This is a genomic window from Dulcicalothrix desertica PCC 7102 (assembly GCF_003991905.1).
Taxonomy (GTDB): domain Bacteria; phylum Cyanobacteriota; class Cyanobacteriia; order Cyanobacteriales; family Nostocaceae; genus Dulcicalothrix; species Dulcicalothrix desertica.
Window position 1 is genome coordinate 164855 of the sequence record NZ_RSCL01000012.1, and the last position, 16983, is coordinate 181837.

15 protein-coding genes are annotated in these 16983 nt (G+C 40.5%); 8 read left to right on the forward strand and 7 right to left on the reverse strand.

Features of this window, described 5'->3' with window-relative positions:
- Together DSM106972_RS24715 and DSM106972_RS24720 are read left to right on the forward strand one after the other, a co-directional pair.
- Nucleotides 1-2229 carry an NHLP family bacteriocin export ABC transporter peptidase/permease/ATPase subunit gene (locus DSM106972_RS24715; RefSeq protein ID WP_201800778.1) on the forward strand — a complete coding sequence of 743 codons (2229 nt, stop codon included), beginning with the start codon at nt 1-3 and terminating at the stop codon, nt 2227-2229.
- 2 nt (nt 2230-2231) lie between these two features.
- Nucleotides 2232-4484 (forward strand): NHLP bacteriocin export ABC transporter permease/ATPase subunit, encoded by a 2253-nt coding sequence (locus tag DSM106972_RS24720; protein ID WP_127083197.1) that lies wholly within the window; start codon nt 2232-2234, stop codon nt 4482-4484.
- A gap of 247 nt (nt 4485-4731) precedes the next feature.
- Here DSM106972_RS24720 and DSM106972_RS24725 read toward each other — a convergent pair whose 3' ends face one another.
- The 6 genes from DSM106972_RS24725 to DSM106972_RS24750 form a co-directional block, all read right to left on the reverse strand.
- Nucleotides 4732-5934, reverse strand: coding sequence for an Arm DNA-binding domain-containing protein (locus tag DSM106972_RS24725; RefSeq protein ID WP_127083198.1), 1203 nt, complete (start codon nt 5932-5934; stop codon nt 4732-4734).
- A 1026-nt stretch (nt 5935-6960) separates the two neighbouring features.
- Nucleotides 6961-7623, reverse strand: a complete 663-nt coding sequence (locus DSM106972_RS24730; RefSeq protein WP_127083199.1) for a Uma2 family endonuclease — start codon at nt 7621-7623, stop codon at nt 6961-6963.
- Nucleotides 7624-7780: 157 nt separating this feature from the next.
- Nucleotides 7781-8083 carry a hypothetical protein gene (locus tag DSM106972_RS24735; RefSeq protein ID WP_186538755.1) on the reverse strand — a complete coding sequence of 101 codons (303 nt, stop codon included), beginning with the start codon at nt 8081-8083 and terminating at the stop codon, nt 7781-7783.
- A gap of 78 nt (nt 8084-8161) precedes the next feature.
- Entirely contained in the window at nt 8162-8740 is a 579-nt protein-coding gene (locus tag DSM106972_RS24740; protein ID WP_127083200.1) for a hypothetical protein, read from the reverse strand.
- Nucleotides 8741-8807: 67 nt separating this feature from the next.
- Nucleotides 8808-9734: a Hint domain-containing protein gene (locus DSM106972_RS24745; protein ID WP_127083201.1), complete on the reverse strand. Its 927-nt coding sequence runs from the start codon at nt 9732-9734 to the stop codon at nt 8808-8810.
- A 406-nt stretch (nt 9735-10140) separates the two neighbouring features.
- Complete coding sequence (locus tag DSM106972_RS24750; RefSeq protein WP_127083202.1) at nt 10141-10686, reverse strand: hypothetical protein; 546 nt, start codon at nt 10684-10686, stop codon at nt 10141-10143.
- A gap of 349 nt (nt 10687-11035) precedes the next feature.
- Between DSM106972_RS24750 and DSM106972_RS24755 the strand changes: the two genes are divergently transcribed.
- Genes DSM106972_RS24755 through DSM106972_RS24765 form a run of 3 tightly spaced genes read left to right on the forward strand, consistent with a single transcriptional unit; the run spans nt 11036 to nt 13417 of the window.
- Complete coding sequence (locus DSM106972_RS24755; protein WP_127083203.1) at nt 11036-12340, forward strand: DNA cytosine methyltransferase; 1305 nt, start codon at nt 11036-11038, stop codon at nt 12338-12340.
- Between the two features lie 2 nt (nt 12341-12342).
- Nucleotides 12343-13053, forward strand: a complete 711-nt coding sequence (locus DSM106972_RS24760) for an ApaLI family restriction endonuclease (RefSeq protein WP_127083204.1) — start codon at nt 12343-12345, stop codon at nt 13051-13053.
- Nucleotides 13037-13417 carry an ApaLI family restriction endonuclease gene (locus tag DSM106972_RS24765; protein ID WP_127083205.1) on the forward strand — a complete coding sequence of 127 codons (381 nt, stop codon included), beginning with the start codon at nt 13037-13039 and terminating at the stop codon, nt 13415-13417. Before DSM106972_RS24760 ends, DSM106972_RS24765 begins: the two co-directional genes overlap by 17 nt.
- A gap of 293 nt (nt 13418-13710) precedes the next feature.
- Here DSM106972_RS24765 and DSM106972_RS24770 read toward each other — a convergent pair whose 3' ends face one another.
- Nucleotides 13711-14244 carry a Uma2 family endonuclease gene (locus DSM106972_RS24770; RefSeq protein WP_127083206.1) on the reverse strand — a complete coding sequence of 178 codons (534 nt, stop codon included), beginning with the start codon at nt 14242-14244 and terminating at the stop codon, nt 13711-13713.
- Nucleotides 14245-14581: 337 nt separating this feature from the next.
- On the opposite strand from DSM106972_RS24770, the gene DSM106972_RS24775 reads away from it, so the two are divergent.
- The 3 genes from DSM106972_RS24775 to DSM106972_RS24780 all read left to right on the forward strand — a co-directional run bounded on the left by DSM106972_RS24775 (nt 14582) and on the right by DSM106972_RS24780 (nt 16920).
- Nucleotides 14582-15091 (forward strand): GNAT family N-acetyltransferase, encoded by a 510-nt coding sequence (locus tag DSM106972_RS24775; protein WP_158632877.1) that lies wholly within the window; start codon nt 14582-14584, stop codon nt 15089-15091.
- Between the two features lie 191 nt (nt 15092-15282).
- Nucleotides 15283-15501 carry a hypothetical protein gene (locus tag DSM106972_RS53795; RefSeq protein WP_233787499.1) on the forward strand — a complete coding sequence of 73 codons (219 nt, stop codon included), beginning with the start codon at nt 15283-15285 and terminating at the stop codon, nt 15499-15501.
- Between the two features lie 24 nt (nt 15502-15525).
- A complete protein-coding gene (locus DSM106972_RS24780) occupies nt 15526-16920 on the forward strand; it encodes a CHAT domain-containing protein (RefSeq protein ID WP_233787497.1) in 1395 nt (464 codons plus the stop codon).
- The last annotated feature ends 63 nt before the right edge of the window (nt 16921-16983 follow it).

The following is a 16983-nucleotide window of genomic DNA, read 5'->3' on the forward strand; positions in this document are numbered from 1 at the left end:
ATGCAAATCCTACAAAAATGTATTCGGGCGCCAATACAATGGCTGAAACAGAAATGGATACGACGACGCAGACATACGCCCACGCTACTCCAAATGGAAGCCGTCGAATGTGGTGCAGCAGCTTTAGGAATTATTCTCTACTACTACAAGCGTATCGTTCCCCTGGCTGAACTGCGGCAGAAGTGTGGCATTTCGCGCGACGGTAGCAAAGCCGCTAATATCCTTTTGGTCGCACGAAGCTATGGGCTGGAGGCAAAAGGACTTAAGACAGACCTGGAAAGGTTGCAGCAATTAGTTTGTCCTTACATTGTGTTTTGGAATTTAAACCATTTCTTGGTGGTCGAAGGATTCAGTAAAAGGCGTGTTTATCTCAATGATCCAGCTACAGGACCACGCACCGTTTCCCGCACAGAATTTGCAGAGTCGTTCACTGGCATTGTTCTGTCACTAAAACCTGGCACCGAGTTTCAACCGGGGGGAAAAAAGCCCAGTATTTTGCTATCACTCTGGGAACGACTACAGGGTTCATTGGGCACCTTAATCTACTGTGTGCTAGCAGGATTGCTACTGGTAATTCCAGGGTTGGCAATGGCGGCGTTTTCGCGCGTATTTGTAGATGACGTGTTAGTGCAAAATCGAGAGGAGTGGTTGCGACCACTAATTATTGGCATTTTGTTGACAGGCGTACTGAATGGTTTTTTGACACTGCTGGAGTTGCAGTTTCTGCGTCGGATGAAAATCAAGCTATCGGTCGGCATGTCAAGCCGCTTTTTGTGGCATATTCTACGTCTCCCAGTGAGCTTTTACGATCAACGGTTTGCTGGCGAAATTAGCAGCCGCTTCAGCTTGAATGATAATTTAGCTGGCATTCTTTCTGGACAGTTGGCAACTACTTTAATTTCAGTGGTAACGGTAGTTTTTTATGCGATAGTTATGCTGCAATATGATGTCGTTTTAACTGCCATTGGTATTGCGTTTGTCATTATCAATATTATGGCTTGGAGATTTGTTTCACGCCGACAAGTAGACTCCAATATGCAATTGATGCAGGAGCAGGGCAAAGTAAGTGGTGTGGCAATCGCTGGGCTGCAAAGTATGGAAACCCTTAAAGCATCCGGGTTAGAGTCTGACTTCTTTGCTCGATGGGCAGGATACTACGCCAAATCTAACAATGTACAGCAAGCGCTTAACGTCTCGAACCAATCTCTGAACTTAGTACCATCGTTGCTATCAGCAATCGCCTCAATGCTACTACTGGTGATTGGTGGACTGCGGGTCATGGATGGCGTTCTTAGCCTTGGTATGTTAGTGGCATTCCAGGGATTGATGCAACGGTTTATGGAACCCGTCAACACACTCGTCAGTTTAGCCAGCGATTTGCAAGTTGTGGAAGGGGATTTAAACCGTCTCGATGATGTGTTAAAAAATCCAATTGATCCGCAGTTGGCTCTTAATAAAGTAGCAGGCGCCATCACTCCCACCAAACTACAAGGCTACGTCGAACTTTGCAACCTCACCTTCGGCTACAACCGAGTTGCACCACCGTTGATTGAAAACTTCAATCTTTCACTCAAACCAGGACAACGAATTGCGCTGGTGGGTAGTAGTGGGTCGGGTAAGTCAACTATTGCCAAGCTGATTTGTGGGCTATATGAACCGTGGCAGGGTGAAATTCGGTTCGATGGGCGACTACGGTCACAAATTTCGCGCGCAGCAATTGTAACGGGGATTTCCCTTGTTGAGCAAGATATCGTCCTCTTTGGCGGCAGCATCCGGGATAACTTAACGCTTTGGGATTCAACGGTTCCCGAATCTGATTTAATTCGAGCTTGTCGAGATGCTGCCATTCATGAGGTGGTGCTGGCGCAACCAGGTGGCTACGATGCGGACTTGTTAGAAGGGGCAACCAACTTAAGTGGTGGACAAAGACAACGCCTGGAAATCGCCCGCGCGCTAGTAAACAATCCCAGCGTGTTGGTAATGGATGAAGCCACAAGTGCGCTCGATGCTGAGACAGAGAACATTATCAATCAGAATCTTAGGCAGCGTAGTTGCACCTGTATCATCGTGGCACATCGCCTCAGCACCATTCGCGATTGTGATGAAATCATCGTTTTGGAGCGGGGAAAAGTGGTGCAGCGCGGCACCCATGAGGCATTACAACAGGTTGAAGGCGCCTATTTACATTTGATTCGCAGCGAAGGGGAAGCTCTTGAGGAGAAAATTTAACGATGCAATTACACGAAAATACTCAACTAAATAGTTCCGCAGCGTGGTTTGAGGAAAAAGATCGTCTCAATCGTCAGGCAATGGAGGATACCCTAGTAGACCTGGCATCTGTCTTATATTCCCAAAACCCAACACACTCCCATACCCATACCCATAATATAGTACACAAAATCGATTCGTATCAAGCGCTGCTGCTAGCGGCTGGAGCAGTGGGTAAAGCACTAGGAATTGCTATTGAGCCACCTGCCAAGTCAGAAGATATCGACCGGGTGCGAGAGCCGATAGAGGCGATTGCTCGTGCCTCTAGGGTGCGAATGCGGCGGGTAACATTGCGCGATAACTGGTGGCAGAAAGATGGTGGCCCGATGCTGGCATATACCCTAGAAGAAAACCATCCTGTTGCACTACTGCCTATTTCAGACACCCGTTACGAACTGCTTGACCCGTTAACACTTACCCGTACTCCAGTAGATCGTCACCGCGCGGGGACACTTGCTGCGACAGGCTATACCTTCTATCGACCTCTACCGCTCGTCCTCAAAACCCAGAGCCTAATGCAATTTGCCGTGCGGGGACATATCAAGGAACTCGTAATTATTCTATGTACTGGCATTTTGGCGGCACTACTCGAAATGCTGACTCCCCAAGCTACTGCCATTTTGATCGACAGTGCAATTCCCGATGCTAATCGCAGCTTATTAGGACAAATCGCGTTGGGGCTATTGGCAACTGCTTTTGGTGCCGCGCTCTTTGAACTGACGCAAGGCTTTGCCTTAATGCGCTTGGATACCTTTGCCAATTCTTCAATTCAGGCGGGGGTGTGGGATCGATTACTGAAATTGAAAGTATCATTTTTTCGTCAGTATGCAATCGGCGATCTCAACTCACGGGTTAGCGCAATTAGCCAAATCCACAAAAAACTGACTAACACCGTTCTCAAAACGATCTTCTCCAGCCTGTTTTCGTTACTCAATTTGGTGCTGCTGTTCTTCTACAGCGCACCACTGGCACTTATTGCTGTGGTTGTGGCGTTAGTCAACATCGCAGTGACGATCGTCTCCGGTATTCTCACCCTACGCCAGGTTAATCCTTTGCTGGAGCGACAAGGCAAACTCTTTGGTGTGGTAGTGCAGTTAATCAATGGTGTGACGAAACTGCGCGTAGCGGGTGCAGAGTCTAGAGCCTTTGCCTACTGGGGCAAACAGTATCGACACCAACTCAAATTGATCCTAGCTACTCAGGGAATTGAAGACAGTCTGGCAGTGATCAACAAGGTGCTGCCCGCGCTCACAACGGCTGCTCTCTTCTGGTTTGCCATCACGTTGCTAAAGCAATCTCAGTCTCAAGGTGGTAGCTTATCCACGGGAACCTTTCTGGCATTTAATGCAGCGTTTGGCACATTTATTAGTGGTGCAACCAGCTTGAGCAGTACCGTGGTCGATGTACTGCAAGTTTTACCTCTTTGGAAACGCGCGCAACCAATTCTGAGTGCCATTCCTGAAGTGGACGCTAGCAAAACCGACCCGGGAAGATTAATGGGAAAGGTAATCGTAGACCATGTGATTTTCCGCTATCGTTCGGACGGAGCATTAACCCTCGATGATGTAAGTATACATGCGGAACCGGGTGAGTTTATTGCTTTGGTAGGACCGTCGGGTAGCGGCAAATCAACGCTGTTTCGGTTGCTCTTGGGCTTCGACACACCTGAGTCAGGTAGCATTTATTACGATGGGCAAGATTTAAACGGATTGAATGTAAACGCTGTACGGCGCCAGCTTGGTGTGGTGCTGCAAAATAGCCGCTTAATGTCCGCTCCACTGTTTGAGAATATTGCAAGCGGCGCCTTGATTTCGATGGATGAGGCCAAGGAAGCAGCCCGGATGGCAGGGTTTGCCGCAGATATTGAAGCAATGCCGATGGGGATGCACACTATTATAAGTGAAGGCGGCACGAATCTTTCTGGGGGACAACGGCAGCGATTGCTAATTGCCAGGTCGCTTGTACTAAAACCCAAAATATTGTTATTTGACGAAGCCACCAGTGCCCTCGATAACCGCACCCAAGAGATTGTTAGCCAAAGCTTAGATCAGCTTAAGGTGACACGGATTGTAATTGCCCATAGACTCAGCACAGTTCGCAACGCCGACCGAATTTACGTTTTAGATGCAGGTCGCATTGTGCAACAGGGAACATTTGCCCAACTAGCCCAGCAAGACGGATTATTTGCCCAACTTATCGCCCGTCAGATGATCTAATTTTTAAAAGCAAATACTGCACTTATCCCAAAATAACAGTTACAGTTTTCATTAATCAATAAACTTGTATGAAGAATTTTTACCTAATTTCTAACAAAGTCAACACCCTAGGCTGAAACCCTTAATATTGCGTTTTTTTATACCTAAAAAGGCTTAACCGAGCAGTATTGGGCGCCGTTGTATTACATCCAAAAACTGATACGGTCATGACAAGTTCGCCACAACCGTTCATACAAAAGCACACAACCTAAAACTCTGGCACAAACAATTTTTTCATAGCTCCCGCATAATGCTCATAAATCATCTTGGCACTTGTACCAACTAATTTGGCAACATCCTTGGCATCTAGCATTTTGATTGTTCCATCCGGCATTGTAATGGGTGTTTCCAATGCTGCTGTAATAAAGGTGTGTCTGGTCTGATAAAGCTTGCGGTACTCCATCTTGCTATCCAATTTTTCCAGAACCGCACGCCAACCTCTATTTGTCAGATTATCGGCATGAATCCATCCCCCCTTTGGCGCCGGAAATACTTTCATATCATCGGTGGCGCCTTCTGGTTTTATCGACTGTAACAGTGCTGCTAACTTGGGATTGACTGGAAACTGGCGCCTCCTCTGAGTCTTCAATCCTTGCTTGCAAACCAAACCATTTTCAGATACAACTACTGCTTGTTCAAACCGTACCGTCTTAAAGTCATTTGCAATATGCCTCCATTGCAAACCAACTGCCTCGGATGGTCTACAACCAGTCATGAACAGAAATTCAATGAAAGCAGCATAGTGCTTGTAGTAACGATCGTTTTTAAAAGTTTCGATGATTTTGTCTCGTTCTTCTAAGCTAAAGGGGTCAATATCTGTGTCTTCAGATTGTCCTCTAGGGACTCTAATGTCACCAGCCATGTCGGTAAACGGATTTTCTGTAATCAGTTTTGATTTCACTGACCACTTACAGCAAGCAGAAAGTTCTGTCAGCATTCGCTTGGCTGAATTCGGTGGTTTATTTTTAACTAACCAATCCCTAATTGCAATTGCATCATCAACAGACTTGCTTGGTAAGTGCAAATTTATACAACGCTCAACTCGCTTATAATCTTTCGCTAACGTACTTGGAGATAAATTAGGACGCTGGAATTCTGTATACTTCTCCCACAATTCGGATAAATTTGGTTGAACCTTTTTTGGTGGTGTAACTGGTGTAACCTTACGGGGAGCGCCTTCTGGCGTGTACTTGCTCAAATCCTTGGGGTCAAAGCGCTCGTACAAAATATCTTTCTCAATCTCCGAAGCCTTGAGTTGGGCTAGTTTTTGATGATGTGGGGTATCTGGGTAGCCTGTAGATATATAGTAACGCTTGCCAGCAAAGTGGAAGCGTAGCTGAATACGACCATTAGACAAAATGACCGATACAGAACCCTTGGGGGTCCTACCAGTTGCAGTTTTAATAGTCATGAGTTTAAGATGGTGTAATGCACTTTCCATTATAGACAAGGATTACACCATCTTTACACCATTTTTTAATTCAAATCGACCTAAAGGTACCCAAAAATTGCATTACACCTTCTTCGACTCATCCTCTAAAACCCTTGCTCCGTAAGGAATAACTTAGATTTTAAAGGGATGCCAGGAACGAGACTTGAACTCGTGACACGAGGATTTTCAGTCTTCCAACGAACCCATTTTTTCAGTACTTTCACGGTTTACAACCTTTTTTACCCCCAATTTACCCCCAAAATCGACCTTTCTAATCCAACTTTACCACAGAATCAAAAATGTCAACCATACCCAAAAGTGGTTTACGTTTTTGGTCAAGTCAGAATCATTCTAACGCAATCATGTAATATCATTCAGGTTCACTCCTTGGCGCCTCCCCTAGCATTGATTTTCACATCTGTGCATTGATTCGCAGAGAGAACTAAGCTATAAGTCTTGTTTTGTAGGCGCCATCTGGAGAGCAGGGGCACCATATCTGCTTGGTTCGGTTTTCACTACTTTTTATTCCAGAAAACCGAATCAAGTCTACAAAGTATTATTCTCTACGTCACAGTCCAACGTACATGTGACTGTAAGCATAAGTTGAGCAACTTGCTCACTTCATGCTTACAAAACGACTCGCTCAATTTATGCTTACAAAAAGAAAATATAGCCCCTCCTCCTTAGTGTGTAAGCCTTTACTACGGTTTATGTCAGCACAACACTATACATTTATGAGCGCGCGTGTAGAAAATATTTGCTCAACTTATAATTTCTAAATATAATGTTCGCTCAACTTATACTTTCAAAACCTCCATTTCTACTTTTAGGCTCTATGAGGTTAATAGGGTTTCAAGGAATATATTGCTCAACTTGTGCTTACATAGTCGCTCACAATATCCTTACAGTTACAGCAGCAATTAATTGATTTAACTCAAAGGTAAATAACGGCAAAACCTTTTGATTTTAGGCGCCAGAGTAATGAGCAATACCTTGAGTGTTCGCTTAAAGTGTATTCGGGTCAATTCCTTGTTGACGCAATTTTTCTAATAAGTTTTGCATTTGCTCTTCTTGCGTCAAATATCGTGTTCCGTCTTCACTATACCAAAATAACCATTCACGAGTTCGCCCTTGATACGTTCCACCTTCACGTCCAATACCTAAACCAATTTCCGGCATCCAAATTTTATAACCAGGTTGTAAAATATATTCACCGTCTATTAAACGGTAAACTTCTAAGCGTTGGCGCCTGCGTCTTAAACGTGTAGGTGCATAAATGACATAATATAGAATACCTAGTTGAGCATAGTCAGTTTTCTTCTGCTCATATTCGCCGTTATAGGTTTGAGATACAACCTCTAATGCCAAGGTTGGCATAATATTATCTTCTTCCCAAAGCCCATAGCTAGAACGTCCATTTTCTCCAACAAATCTTTCTACACCCAAACTGAGAAAAGCGTCAGGGACAATAGCATCTTGAGTTGGGTCATAATATATTCCCATATTTATACCAAAATACCAATCGTCGCGATTATGCCAAATAGTAGATAAAATTGCCAGTAGTAAGTTTGGAATTAGTATTTGCAATTCGCTGTCCACAGGTTTGTCATCAGAACATGGTAATTCTGTAGTTGAAGGTAAACAGTGTAAGGGATTGTATTTATACATAATGTTATGGTTGTTATTTTTACAATCCAGTTTAAGCAGTAGGAATGTTACATATTTACATATAACATATCTACATTATAAGCTATAGCTATATATTATGCGTATGAACTAATTAGGAGTGAAGATGTGTATTCATGCCTTAAGATTCCTTATAAAATCAACGCCCTTCAGCCTTATCATCGAAATAATCATCGTAAAATTCACTCAGAACTACCGTTAAGATTAGTGTTTGAGCCATTATTGCTGATATATCTGAAGTTAAGATATCATACTCACATAATAAATTTCGCTCATTTAAGTCAAGTTTTGTAATTTTTATAACATCAACTTCTGTTTGATTGTTATTTTGTGAACCTCGTAGTGACACAAAAAGATAACCAGGCGGGTCTGCACCAGCGGAGGCTTCATATTTACCTGCTAAAACTTTAAGTCCGTTTCGCTCTAACTCTTCCCAAGTCATAAATTAACACTCCTATATATTATATGCAATTTTGAGAAAATGTTAACTAATTATCTGAATGGGTCACTAGATTTTTTACTATTTATATAAAATCTGATGATGAGTATTAAATTTTAAATTAATAAAATCAATCATATTGGCTTGATTCCTGTAATAGTTATCGCAGTATTCATTTAGCAATACATTTTTAATTAACAATTGTGCCATTTCATCAGTAATATCATGTTTCAATATTTCATATTTGCAAATTAAAGTGTCTTTTTCAAGTTCTAGCACAGGGATTTTTATAATTTCAGTTTTGGACTGATTATGCTCATTAGGACTGCGTTGCAATACAACGTAATATCCGGGTATTGTCGCTTCAGTATATACTCCTTCATATTGGGTAGTATCTATGTCATCAAGTCCTTTTTCATGGTCATTAGGTTTAATAATAATTTCGCCTAATTTTAAACCTTTTGTATCAGACACATAACGTGAAGGATGGGTAGTAAGGACTGTTTCTAAGGCGTAAAGTACCTCATCCACAGTAGGCTTTCTAGAGAATCTGTCTTCATAAGCTGTGGATATTCGCTTCAATGCTAGCATAATCTCGTCAACTGGCTCATCACCGCTTACCCCTGTAGTACCGTTACGCTCAAATTCTTCCCATGCCATAGTTTTAACTCCAACTCTTAATTCAATAATCCAATTTTTGGTCTGATTCTTCAAATATATATATTATTCAACAATATTTTTCAATCAATTGATTGATTTTTTCATCACCCATCGGTTCGATGATGTTCTTAAGCTTATCTCTACCTCCTAGCTCATCATAAATACGACGTTCGTGAAAATACATTTGGTCGTCTGTAAGCCCGTCTATAACTACCTCAAGTTTCATATCTATTTTAAAACCATATTTTTTGGGTTTTATGGCGCCTTCATCATGATGCTGAGATTCCCGGTCTAATAGGTCTTGTTTTGTTTTCCCTACATAAATAATGTTCCCTTCTGAGTCGCGACCAACATAGATTTTGCCCAGCGGCACTTCAGAGGCATTATGAACGAGAAAACCTTGAAAACCCACAAAGTACGTGTGAAAGTCATCCACTGTAAGATTGTATGTATCTTGCTCTACAACTGTGAGAGCATCTATACTTTTAACCTCGGAGACTCCGGAGGTAAGCGCCCATAGCAGCATACCTGGTTCCAAATCTTTTGCAGCAATCCATCGTTTTTTGTTTTCTACCCAAAATCTATGGCGCCTGGTAACGTAAATAGTATCGCAATCAGTCAAAATTTTAACTAAATGTACTGTTTGACTACGCAAAAGCACTGTTACCGATTTACTGCAAATAGTCTTTCCTACTTCGTCAAAGGAGAGTACGCTCATGTATGGAGTGAGTGATTCAATCGGAACTAATCCCGACACAGTAACAACAAGAGTTCCCTTGGGAAAGCATGGTATTTCTCGTTGTCCACCAAAAGTTGAAAAATCTGGAATTGGTTCGGGACGACGTGGATATTGTTTTGATTCAGGGTCGTAGTAATATTTTTCCGGATTCGCTCTAACGTTAGGAGGTGGATTCCCGCCTTGCGCGATACGCTCGGAAATTGAAATTTTCCCCTCTGGTATTTCTCGTCGCTGGTTGTCAGCATCATTAGTCATACAGTTTTATTTTCTGAATATAATTATTATTAATGATTGTATTTATCAGTTAGACTTTAGTTACATTATTCATGTTTATTGTGCTATAAAAGTTTAATTTTTAATTAAATATACTTTTTATATTTTAATCTAAAAGCAGTAGAAACTATACATTGGCGGTTATTTACTAAAGCTCAAAGAATTTTAAGTATTTTTTTAACATGAATATTATGATTTAAGCGTTTTTATTGAGATAATATCGATGTTTTATTTTTATAATTAGTATAAATAGTAATATAAGTATACTGGCGTGATGAAATCTTATGGTTATTAAAAGTTGTAAACATAGCAGTTGACTCGGAATTAAAATAATATTAATGCGAAAAACACTAACTCATTAACGTTATATTTCAAGGAAGCTTATTACTTAATTAAGCTCAAAATTGAAGTCATTCTCATAAACAGCAGGATTTAGGCATTCCATTAGAATTATATCGTTCGCTTTTACAAGGTTAACTTCACCATCGTCATCTATGAGTCGAATAAAAAACTCTTCTGAGATTTCGTTTGTTATATCTGTTACGCTATCAATTATTTCCTGCAAGTTATCGGGTTTCATATCACTGTAGCGGAATATTTGGTTCACACCACTTAAAATTAAAAGTAAGGAATAACCTTCTTCGTTTTCTTTCCCGTTACTTTCTAAAGCATCATCGTTACACAAATCTTCGTCTTCGTCATTACTTTCTACGATACCATTATCCCATAAAACCTGACACATTTGAATTTGACTTATTTTCACATAAACGTTCTCTTTTTTTGATGCTTGTTCAATTTCAATAAATCCACCATCTGTTACACGGTCTCGATTTAAAAGGCATTCTTGAATTCTGTTAGCTGTTTGTTTCTCTACTATGCAAATGAAAGGATTTTCTTTACCTCTAAAAAGAAATTTTAAATAATAATTTTTCATACAAGGTACTCTAGCAACTCTAAAATACAAGTTGAAGTTAAAACTTCCTACTGTATCGTAGCGCAATTTTGACACTGCAAGCTGCTGTTATTTACAAGGCGCCACCGATTTCATGCATATACTGTAGAGTTTTTAACTAAGTATAATTTAATTAAAGACACATTTTATACAGCCTATAAATTTCCATCACTTCCGCTTTGAAAATTTTACCTAACTTATCATTTGCTTTTTACTCATGAAGGTCGTATAAATACTCCCGTATTTGTATAATTTTAACAGGTAACTCAGAATAGCAATCATCCCCGTATAATGAAAAAGCTCAAATTAATCAGTGCAAGTAAAGAACAGTATGCTTAGGCGCGTTATTTCTTTGTTTTCTGGTGCTGGAGGCTTATCCCTAGGTTTTGCTCAAGCGGGACTTAAACCTATATTTGGTATTGACATAAATCATGATGCGTGCATTACTTATGAAAACAACCTTGGTATCTCATGTCATAATCTTGATTTAGGTGCCTCTAACAATTCTGAGCTATTAAATTTGCTTTCTCCTCACCAGGATGTGTTGGCAGTTATCGGTGGACCTCCGTGTCAAGGGTTTAGTAGTGCCGGCAGTAGAAATGGATTAGACCCACGTAATCTATTGATATTTAACTACTTTGCAATTGTCGAGAAAGTGAGACCATTATGGTTTTTATTTGAGAACGTAGAAGGTTTACTAACGTCAAACAATGGAAAGAGCGTTTTTGAACTGGTACGTCGATTTATTAGTTTGGGATACTCGCTACGGCTGGAAAAGGTAAATTTTGCTGCTTATGGTCTTCCTCAGTCGCGTAAGCGAGTTATTATAATCGGTAATCGAGTTGGAGCTTCATTCAACTTTCCGTTTGAAACACATTCGTTTGACGCAGGCAAGCATAATAAACTTTTGCCACTTTTTCCTCATTCTCCAACGCTAGATGAAGCAATTTTAGGTCTTCCGGAAGTAGCTACAAGCGAATGTTTAATACCGTACACAAACATTACTCCTATTAATGAGTATGATACTTTTATGCGCCTTCTTAATGATTCAGGTGGTGTTAAACATCACTTTAGTAGCAAGCGTGATAATGACCTAGAACGCTATAAATTGCTTAAGCCAGGTCAAACGATGAAGGATTTACCTGAAAACTTATGGCATCCGAGTTACCGTAAGCGCGCTTTTAGAAGAGTATTAGATGGTACACCAACAGAAAAACGTGGTGGGGCGCCTGTAGGTATTAAACGTTTACACGCACATCAATGTTCGCCAACAATAACTAGCGCATCATCTCATGAGTGTATTCATCCTGTGTTCGACCGTCCATTAACTTTAAGGGAATGCGCGCGCCTTCAATCTTTTGGTGATGATTATGTATTTTCAGGTAGCACATCTTCAATTGCAACTCAGATAGGTAACGCATTTCCACCACTTGCAGCGAAGATATTTGCCGAGACAGTCAGCCAAATAGAAGGTAAGGCTGGTTCAGGAATGGCATTTCCATTTTTGCGAAAAGCTCAATTAATTGGCTATCGCTTAACAGATTCAAGTGGCATGAGTCCTAAGTTGATGCATACAGATTCTCTACTAAAATCACTCATGTCAAACCAAGTTGAAGAAAAATTTTTACACGCTTAACTATGACCAGGGATAAACGTCTTACACTTGAACAATCGCAGCTAATTTCACGCGCGCGAACAATGGGGGTAGCTACTGCAATTCCCATATTTTTGGAAGATTCAGAGCTTGCACGGTTAACAGCAATAATACTTAATGATGTAGAGCAACAAGCGCTGATTTCAAATACAATCCAAGTACCACTAAATGCTAAGTACTACGATTTGCCATTAGAATGGTTTACACAAGAAGTGCAAGGTATAGATTTTATCCCCTTATATCTTGACTGTTTGCAAAATGTGGAAGACTTTGATACTTATTTCAAGTGCCTCTGCGAAATTCATAAACGTAGGCGTAAGTATGAAAGAATACTTCGCGCTCAACCATTGCCAACAATGGCGCAAATTTCACCCAGAGCATTACTTGAATTTGGAATTATCGCTTCAGAAGCTCTGGCTTCGTGGATGACTTGGCGGAAATGGTTTTATGATATTGATAATCGAGCGGCTCAAGAAACTGGTTATTTATTTGAACCAATACTAGCTAGTGTTCTTGGTGGTATACCTTATGGAGCAAGAAATTCTCCCGTGCGGCGCCGGAATAACAATAATAAAGGGCGGCAAGTTGACTGCATTGTTGATAAAACAGCTTATGAATTTAAGCTTCGCGTCACAATTGCAGCGAGTGGTCAGGGTCGTTTTACTGAAGAATTAGATTTTGCGCTCGTACTGTAAACATTCGGGTTATAATCCTGTTTTGCTGGTGCTAGACCCAACACCAAGCACTCGTTTGTATGAGTTGAGTAGAGAATTTGCTCGTGTTGGTGGTGAAGCTTATGTTGGAGATGATGCATGGCAATACCTGGAAGAACAAGCAGGAGCAACTATGGCAAGGTTTGTTGAAAACTATGTCAGGCGCCCAATTGCAGAGCTAGACACAGAAACCGCAAATTTACTTAATTTATCGATAAAAAATGTATTTGAGGATTCAAGCTTTTTAGTTGAACTATCTAATGAGCAGTCAAATTATATATGGAGAATACCCAGAAATGAAGATGAGGCATTGGCTGATGATGAGGGTGATCAAGAAACTCAATAGTATTTATTACCATTACGGTAACTTGCCCGCAATTACATAAAGCTATACTTCACGGCGTAAATTTGTAATTGCTTTTATTTGGTCGGCAGCATCAAAGCTTTATTGCACAAGTATTTGAGCTAGTTTTGTTTACTTTAGGTCGGCAGTGTACATTAACAGTCCCGAATCAAAGTATAATTTTTATCCCAAAACACAAATCATTCATATTTGCCTTGAATACATAAAGCAGAAGTCTTGGCAAATACTGATTTAAAAAGTATTTAATTCTAAAGGCGCCATCTAATGTAACTTTCTTAAGATAGTAACCTTTGAACATCGATTTGAATTTGAGAGATTTGGATTAAGCCACTGTAAAAAGTTTGTTCCGAAGTGTAAACGCCATTTACAGGGTTGGAATAATGAATTACCTTAGAGCTTTTGAGGTCAGCTACAATGTAATCAGGAATACCATGCTCGGCGTAAACATCTCGTTTAACACCTGTGTCTTTAGCCTGGGTGCTATAAGCATATTCTACAATCAAGCGAACATCTTCGGGGTAAGGATGTTGTTGGCTATAATCTCGGTCTCTTACAATAGCAATATCTGGTTCCGGTTCTGAGTCAGATAACGTAATTGGTTTGCCTTGACGTGCCCACCAACCTTCACTAAATAAACGCTCCAAGTAACGGGCAGATGTTTCACATCGATGTGCATGTCCTGGTCCTTCAGGCGCCATATCAACTATTTCTCCTCGGATGAGTTCGCACCTGTGGTCAGCTAAAACTCCTGATGCAACAATACAATGATAATCATCAACAGTCCAGCGGTGTGGTAGCAGAGTCGTCATTGTAAATAATTCCAACGATTATTGATATTTCTAAGATACCTGAAGGGATTGCAATTTCTGCTCTTATTAGCCATATTGCCTTGGTTCGGTTTACCGTACATAAACAGTTTTACTTTGTTGCCACCGTTTTGTTTTCATGTATCAGAGAGTCTTTGTGTATCGTAACCAAATCGTTATTTGGCGCCCAAGTATAGTAACAATATTCAGGTTGAAGTGTTATTTTTTCGGTTAATTAGGGAAATATTAAGATATATAGATTAATTATACGACTTTAACAATGTCACATTCTCAGATAAATTATTCCAATTTGATTATTAGAAGGGCAAATATTCAAGATTTGAATCAAACTATTAAAAAAGCGATTATAAATAGTCTTATTTTTTTAGCACCATCAATCTTAATTGCTTTGATTGTTTTCCAATATGAAATAGAACCTTTAATAATCGCTTTAACGTTTTCACCATATCTAATTTTATGCATTTTTGCATTTATCTATAATTCAGGGCGTTTATTAGGGTTTTTCCCAAAACAGCCTAAAAATACACATACATGGGTCGCAATATATATGGGTAAAAGGATTGGTTCTACAGATATCAATAGTCAGAGCAATTATTCAGTTTTAGAAACTTTGTATATCAATAGAAGTTTTCGCTCATTAGGAGTAGGTACTTTATTAGTTCAAACACTTGCCTCCGAAGAAATAAAACCTTTGTATGTACAACCTGAGCGTCACGCTGCTAGTTTTTGCGAAAAACTTGGTTTTGTACCAGTCAACCAAACGGATTTGCCAACTCAACTTAAAGAACGTAATTCGTTGTTTACTTCCAAATATATGGTTTTAAGATAAGCAGAACAGATGTATATAGCACAGCTACTAAGGAATAGAAATATTGTACTGGTTATAGTGGCGCCTACAGTGAGCGCAAATGCTAGTAGTCGAAACTAAGCGTTTATTTTTGGCTGTATCCGGAATAGCTCCTTACCTGCGTGAATTACTTATACTAGCTAACATCAAAGTAATTGCTGGTAGGGGTAGGTATGGCGCCAAACTCGTTACGGATAACTCATCAAGACGACAAAATCCAACTTTCTTGGCAAACAGGACAGTCTGCACCACGTTCAGCACCCCCTGTTATCTTTGAGCATCCGTTTGATGAGGAGACTTTAACTAGTTTGCGGTGGTATCTGGAGAAGTTTCTACCTTTTCCTTACGGCATATTTCCAGACAAAGCTAAAAAACTAGAGCAGAAGTTTTAACAATGGGGACAGCAGCTATTCGATTTGGTCTTTCCCCGCACTACGAAAGCATGGGACTTTTTCTGTGAAGCAACCAGGGAAGGGCTAGATAAATGCGAGATTAATATTTCTTCTGATGACCCGACGGTACTAAACTTACCGTGGGAGTTGCTATATACCCCTGATTATCAATTCCTCGCTCCTTCTGTTGCAGGTATGTATCGCAGTTTAAGCGGTTATGCTGTACGGGCGCCAATGGAACAATTATCCCAGGATAAGCTAAATATTTTACTAGTGATTTCTCGCCCTTATGGTGAAAAAGATGTAGCACTGAAAACCATCGCTCGCCCACTGTTGGAGGCACTTAAACCGATTAAAAAGCATGTGTCACTCAAAGTACTACGTCCGCCTAGCTTTGAAGAATTTGAGCGGGAGTTAAATACTCACAAAGGTTTTTACCATATCGTGCATTTTGATGGACATGGCAATTTTGATAAAAATAGTGTTGGATTCCAGTATTCTTATGGTAGTAAAGGGCAAGGAGTGCTGGTATTTGAAAATACTAATGGTTCGCCACAAATTATCACCGCTGCTCAAATTGCTCAAAGTTTAAATGATTGCCGTGTGCCGATTTTTGTTTTGAATGCTTGTAAATCAGCCCAAGAAGGAGAGGGTAGCTTTTCTTCGGTAGCAACACGCTTGGTTTCTTTAGGGGCAAAGGGCGTAGTTGCAATGTCTTATAACGTGCAAGTTCAAGCTGCAAAACATTTTATAGAAAGATTTTATCAGCAACTTGTGTTAGGTACTGATATATCAACTGCAGTTGCATCAGCACGGCGCCAAGTTTTGAATCAACGTCTGCGTCCCAGTCCTAAAGGTGATTTACCTTTGGCTGATTGGATGGTTCCTGTTTTGTATCAGCAGGAAACCTATAGACCGTTTTCACAACCAAGTACTACGTCCGATACTCTTGATATTGATGATTTTCTAGAAGAAGCGAATAGTAAATTAGTGGGATTCCCAGAACAAGGGCGTTATGGTTTTATTGGGCGAGACTACGACATTTTACGTTTAGAGCGCGCGTTTCGTCAAAACAACATTGTGCTGTTACAGGGTATGGGAGGGGTTGGTAAAACTGAGTTAACCGCAGGGTTTGCCCAATGGTTAGAAGAAACTCAGGGACGAGAACATTTGTTTTTTATTTCGTTTGAATCAGGCGCCTCTTTAAGCCGGGTCGTAAATGAAGTTGGAAGAGCTGTTTGGGGAGATAAGTTTTCCCAGTATTCCGCAGAGCAGCAGCAAAAAGCGGTATTAAATTACTTAAAACAAAAGCCTTGTTTGTTAATTTGGGATAATTTTGAACCAGTAGCAGGGTTTCCAGAAGGTAACGAACCATTGCTAAATGCAGATGAGCGAGATGATTGGTTCTTCCGGAATTAGCGTGCTAAATTTTAATCTCAGTCGATAACTTTCCTTTAAAAACAAGGCAAACGCGGCGCTTAT

Excerpts from the sequence above, each read along its gene's own strand:
- DSM106972_RS24715 (WP_201800778.1), top strand. The coding sequence starts at position 1 with ATGCAAATCCTACAAAAATGTATTCGGGCGCCAATACAATGGCTGAAA.
- DSM106972_RS24720 (WP_127083197.1), top strand. The coding sequence starts at position 2,232 with ATGCAATTACACGAAAATACTCAACTAAATAGTTCCGCAGCGTGGTTT.
- DSM106972_RS24725 (WP_127083198.1), bottom strand. The coding sequence starts at position 5,934 with ATGACTATTAAAACTGCAACTGGTAGGACCCCCAAGGGTTCTGTATCG.
- DSM106972_RS24730 (WP_127083199.1), bottom strand. The coding sequence starts at position 7,623 with ATGTATAAATACAATCCCTTACACTGTTTACCTTCAACTACAGAATTA.
- DSM106972_RS24735 (WP_186538755.1), bottom strand. The coding sequence starts at position 8,083 with ATGACTTGGGAAGAGTTAGAGCGAAACGGACTTAAAGTTTTAGCAGGT.
- DSM106972_RS24740 (WP_127083200.1), bottom strand. The coding sequence starts at position 8,740 with ATGGCATGGGAAGAATTTGAGCGTAACGGTACTACAGGGGTAAGCGGT.
- DSM106972_RS24745 (WP_127083201.1), bottom strand. The coding sequence starts at position 9,734 with ATGACTAATGATGCTGACAACCAGCGACGAGAAATACCAGAGGGGAAA.
- DSM106972_RS24750 (WP_127083202.1), bottom strand. The coding sequence starts at position 10,686 with ATGAAAAATTATTATTTAAAATTTCTTTTTAGAGGTAAAGAAAATCCT.
- DSM106972_RS24755 (WP_127083203.1), top strand. The coding sequence starts at position 11,036 with ATGCTTAGGCGCGTTATTTCTTTGTTTTCTGGTGCTGGAGGCTTATCC.
- DSM106972_RS24760 (WP_127083204.1), top strand. The coding sequence starts at position 12,343 with ATGACCAGGGATAAACGTCTTACACTTGAACAATCGCAGCTAATTTCA.
- DSM106972_RS24770 (WP_127083206.1), bottom strand. The coding sequence starts at position 14,244 with ATGACGACTCTGCTACCACACCGCTGGACTGTTGATGATTATCATTGT.
- DSM106972_RS53795 (WP_233787499.1), top strand. The coding sequence starts at position 15,283 with ATGGCGCCAAACTCGTTACGGATAACTCATCAAGACGACAAAATCCAA.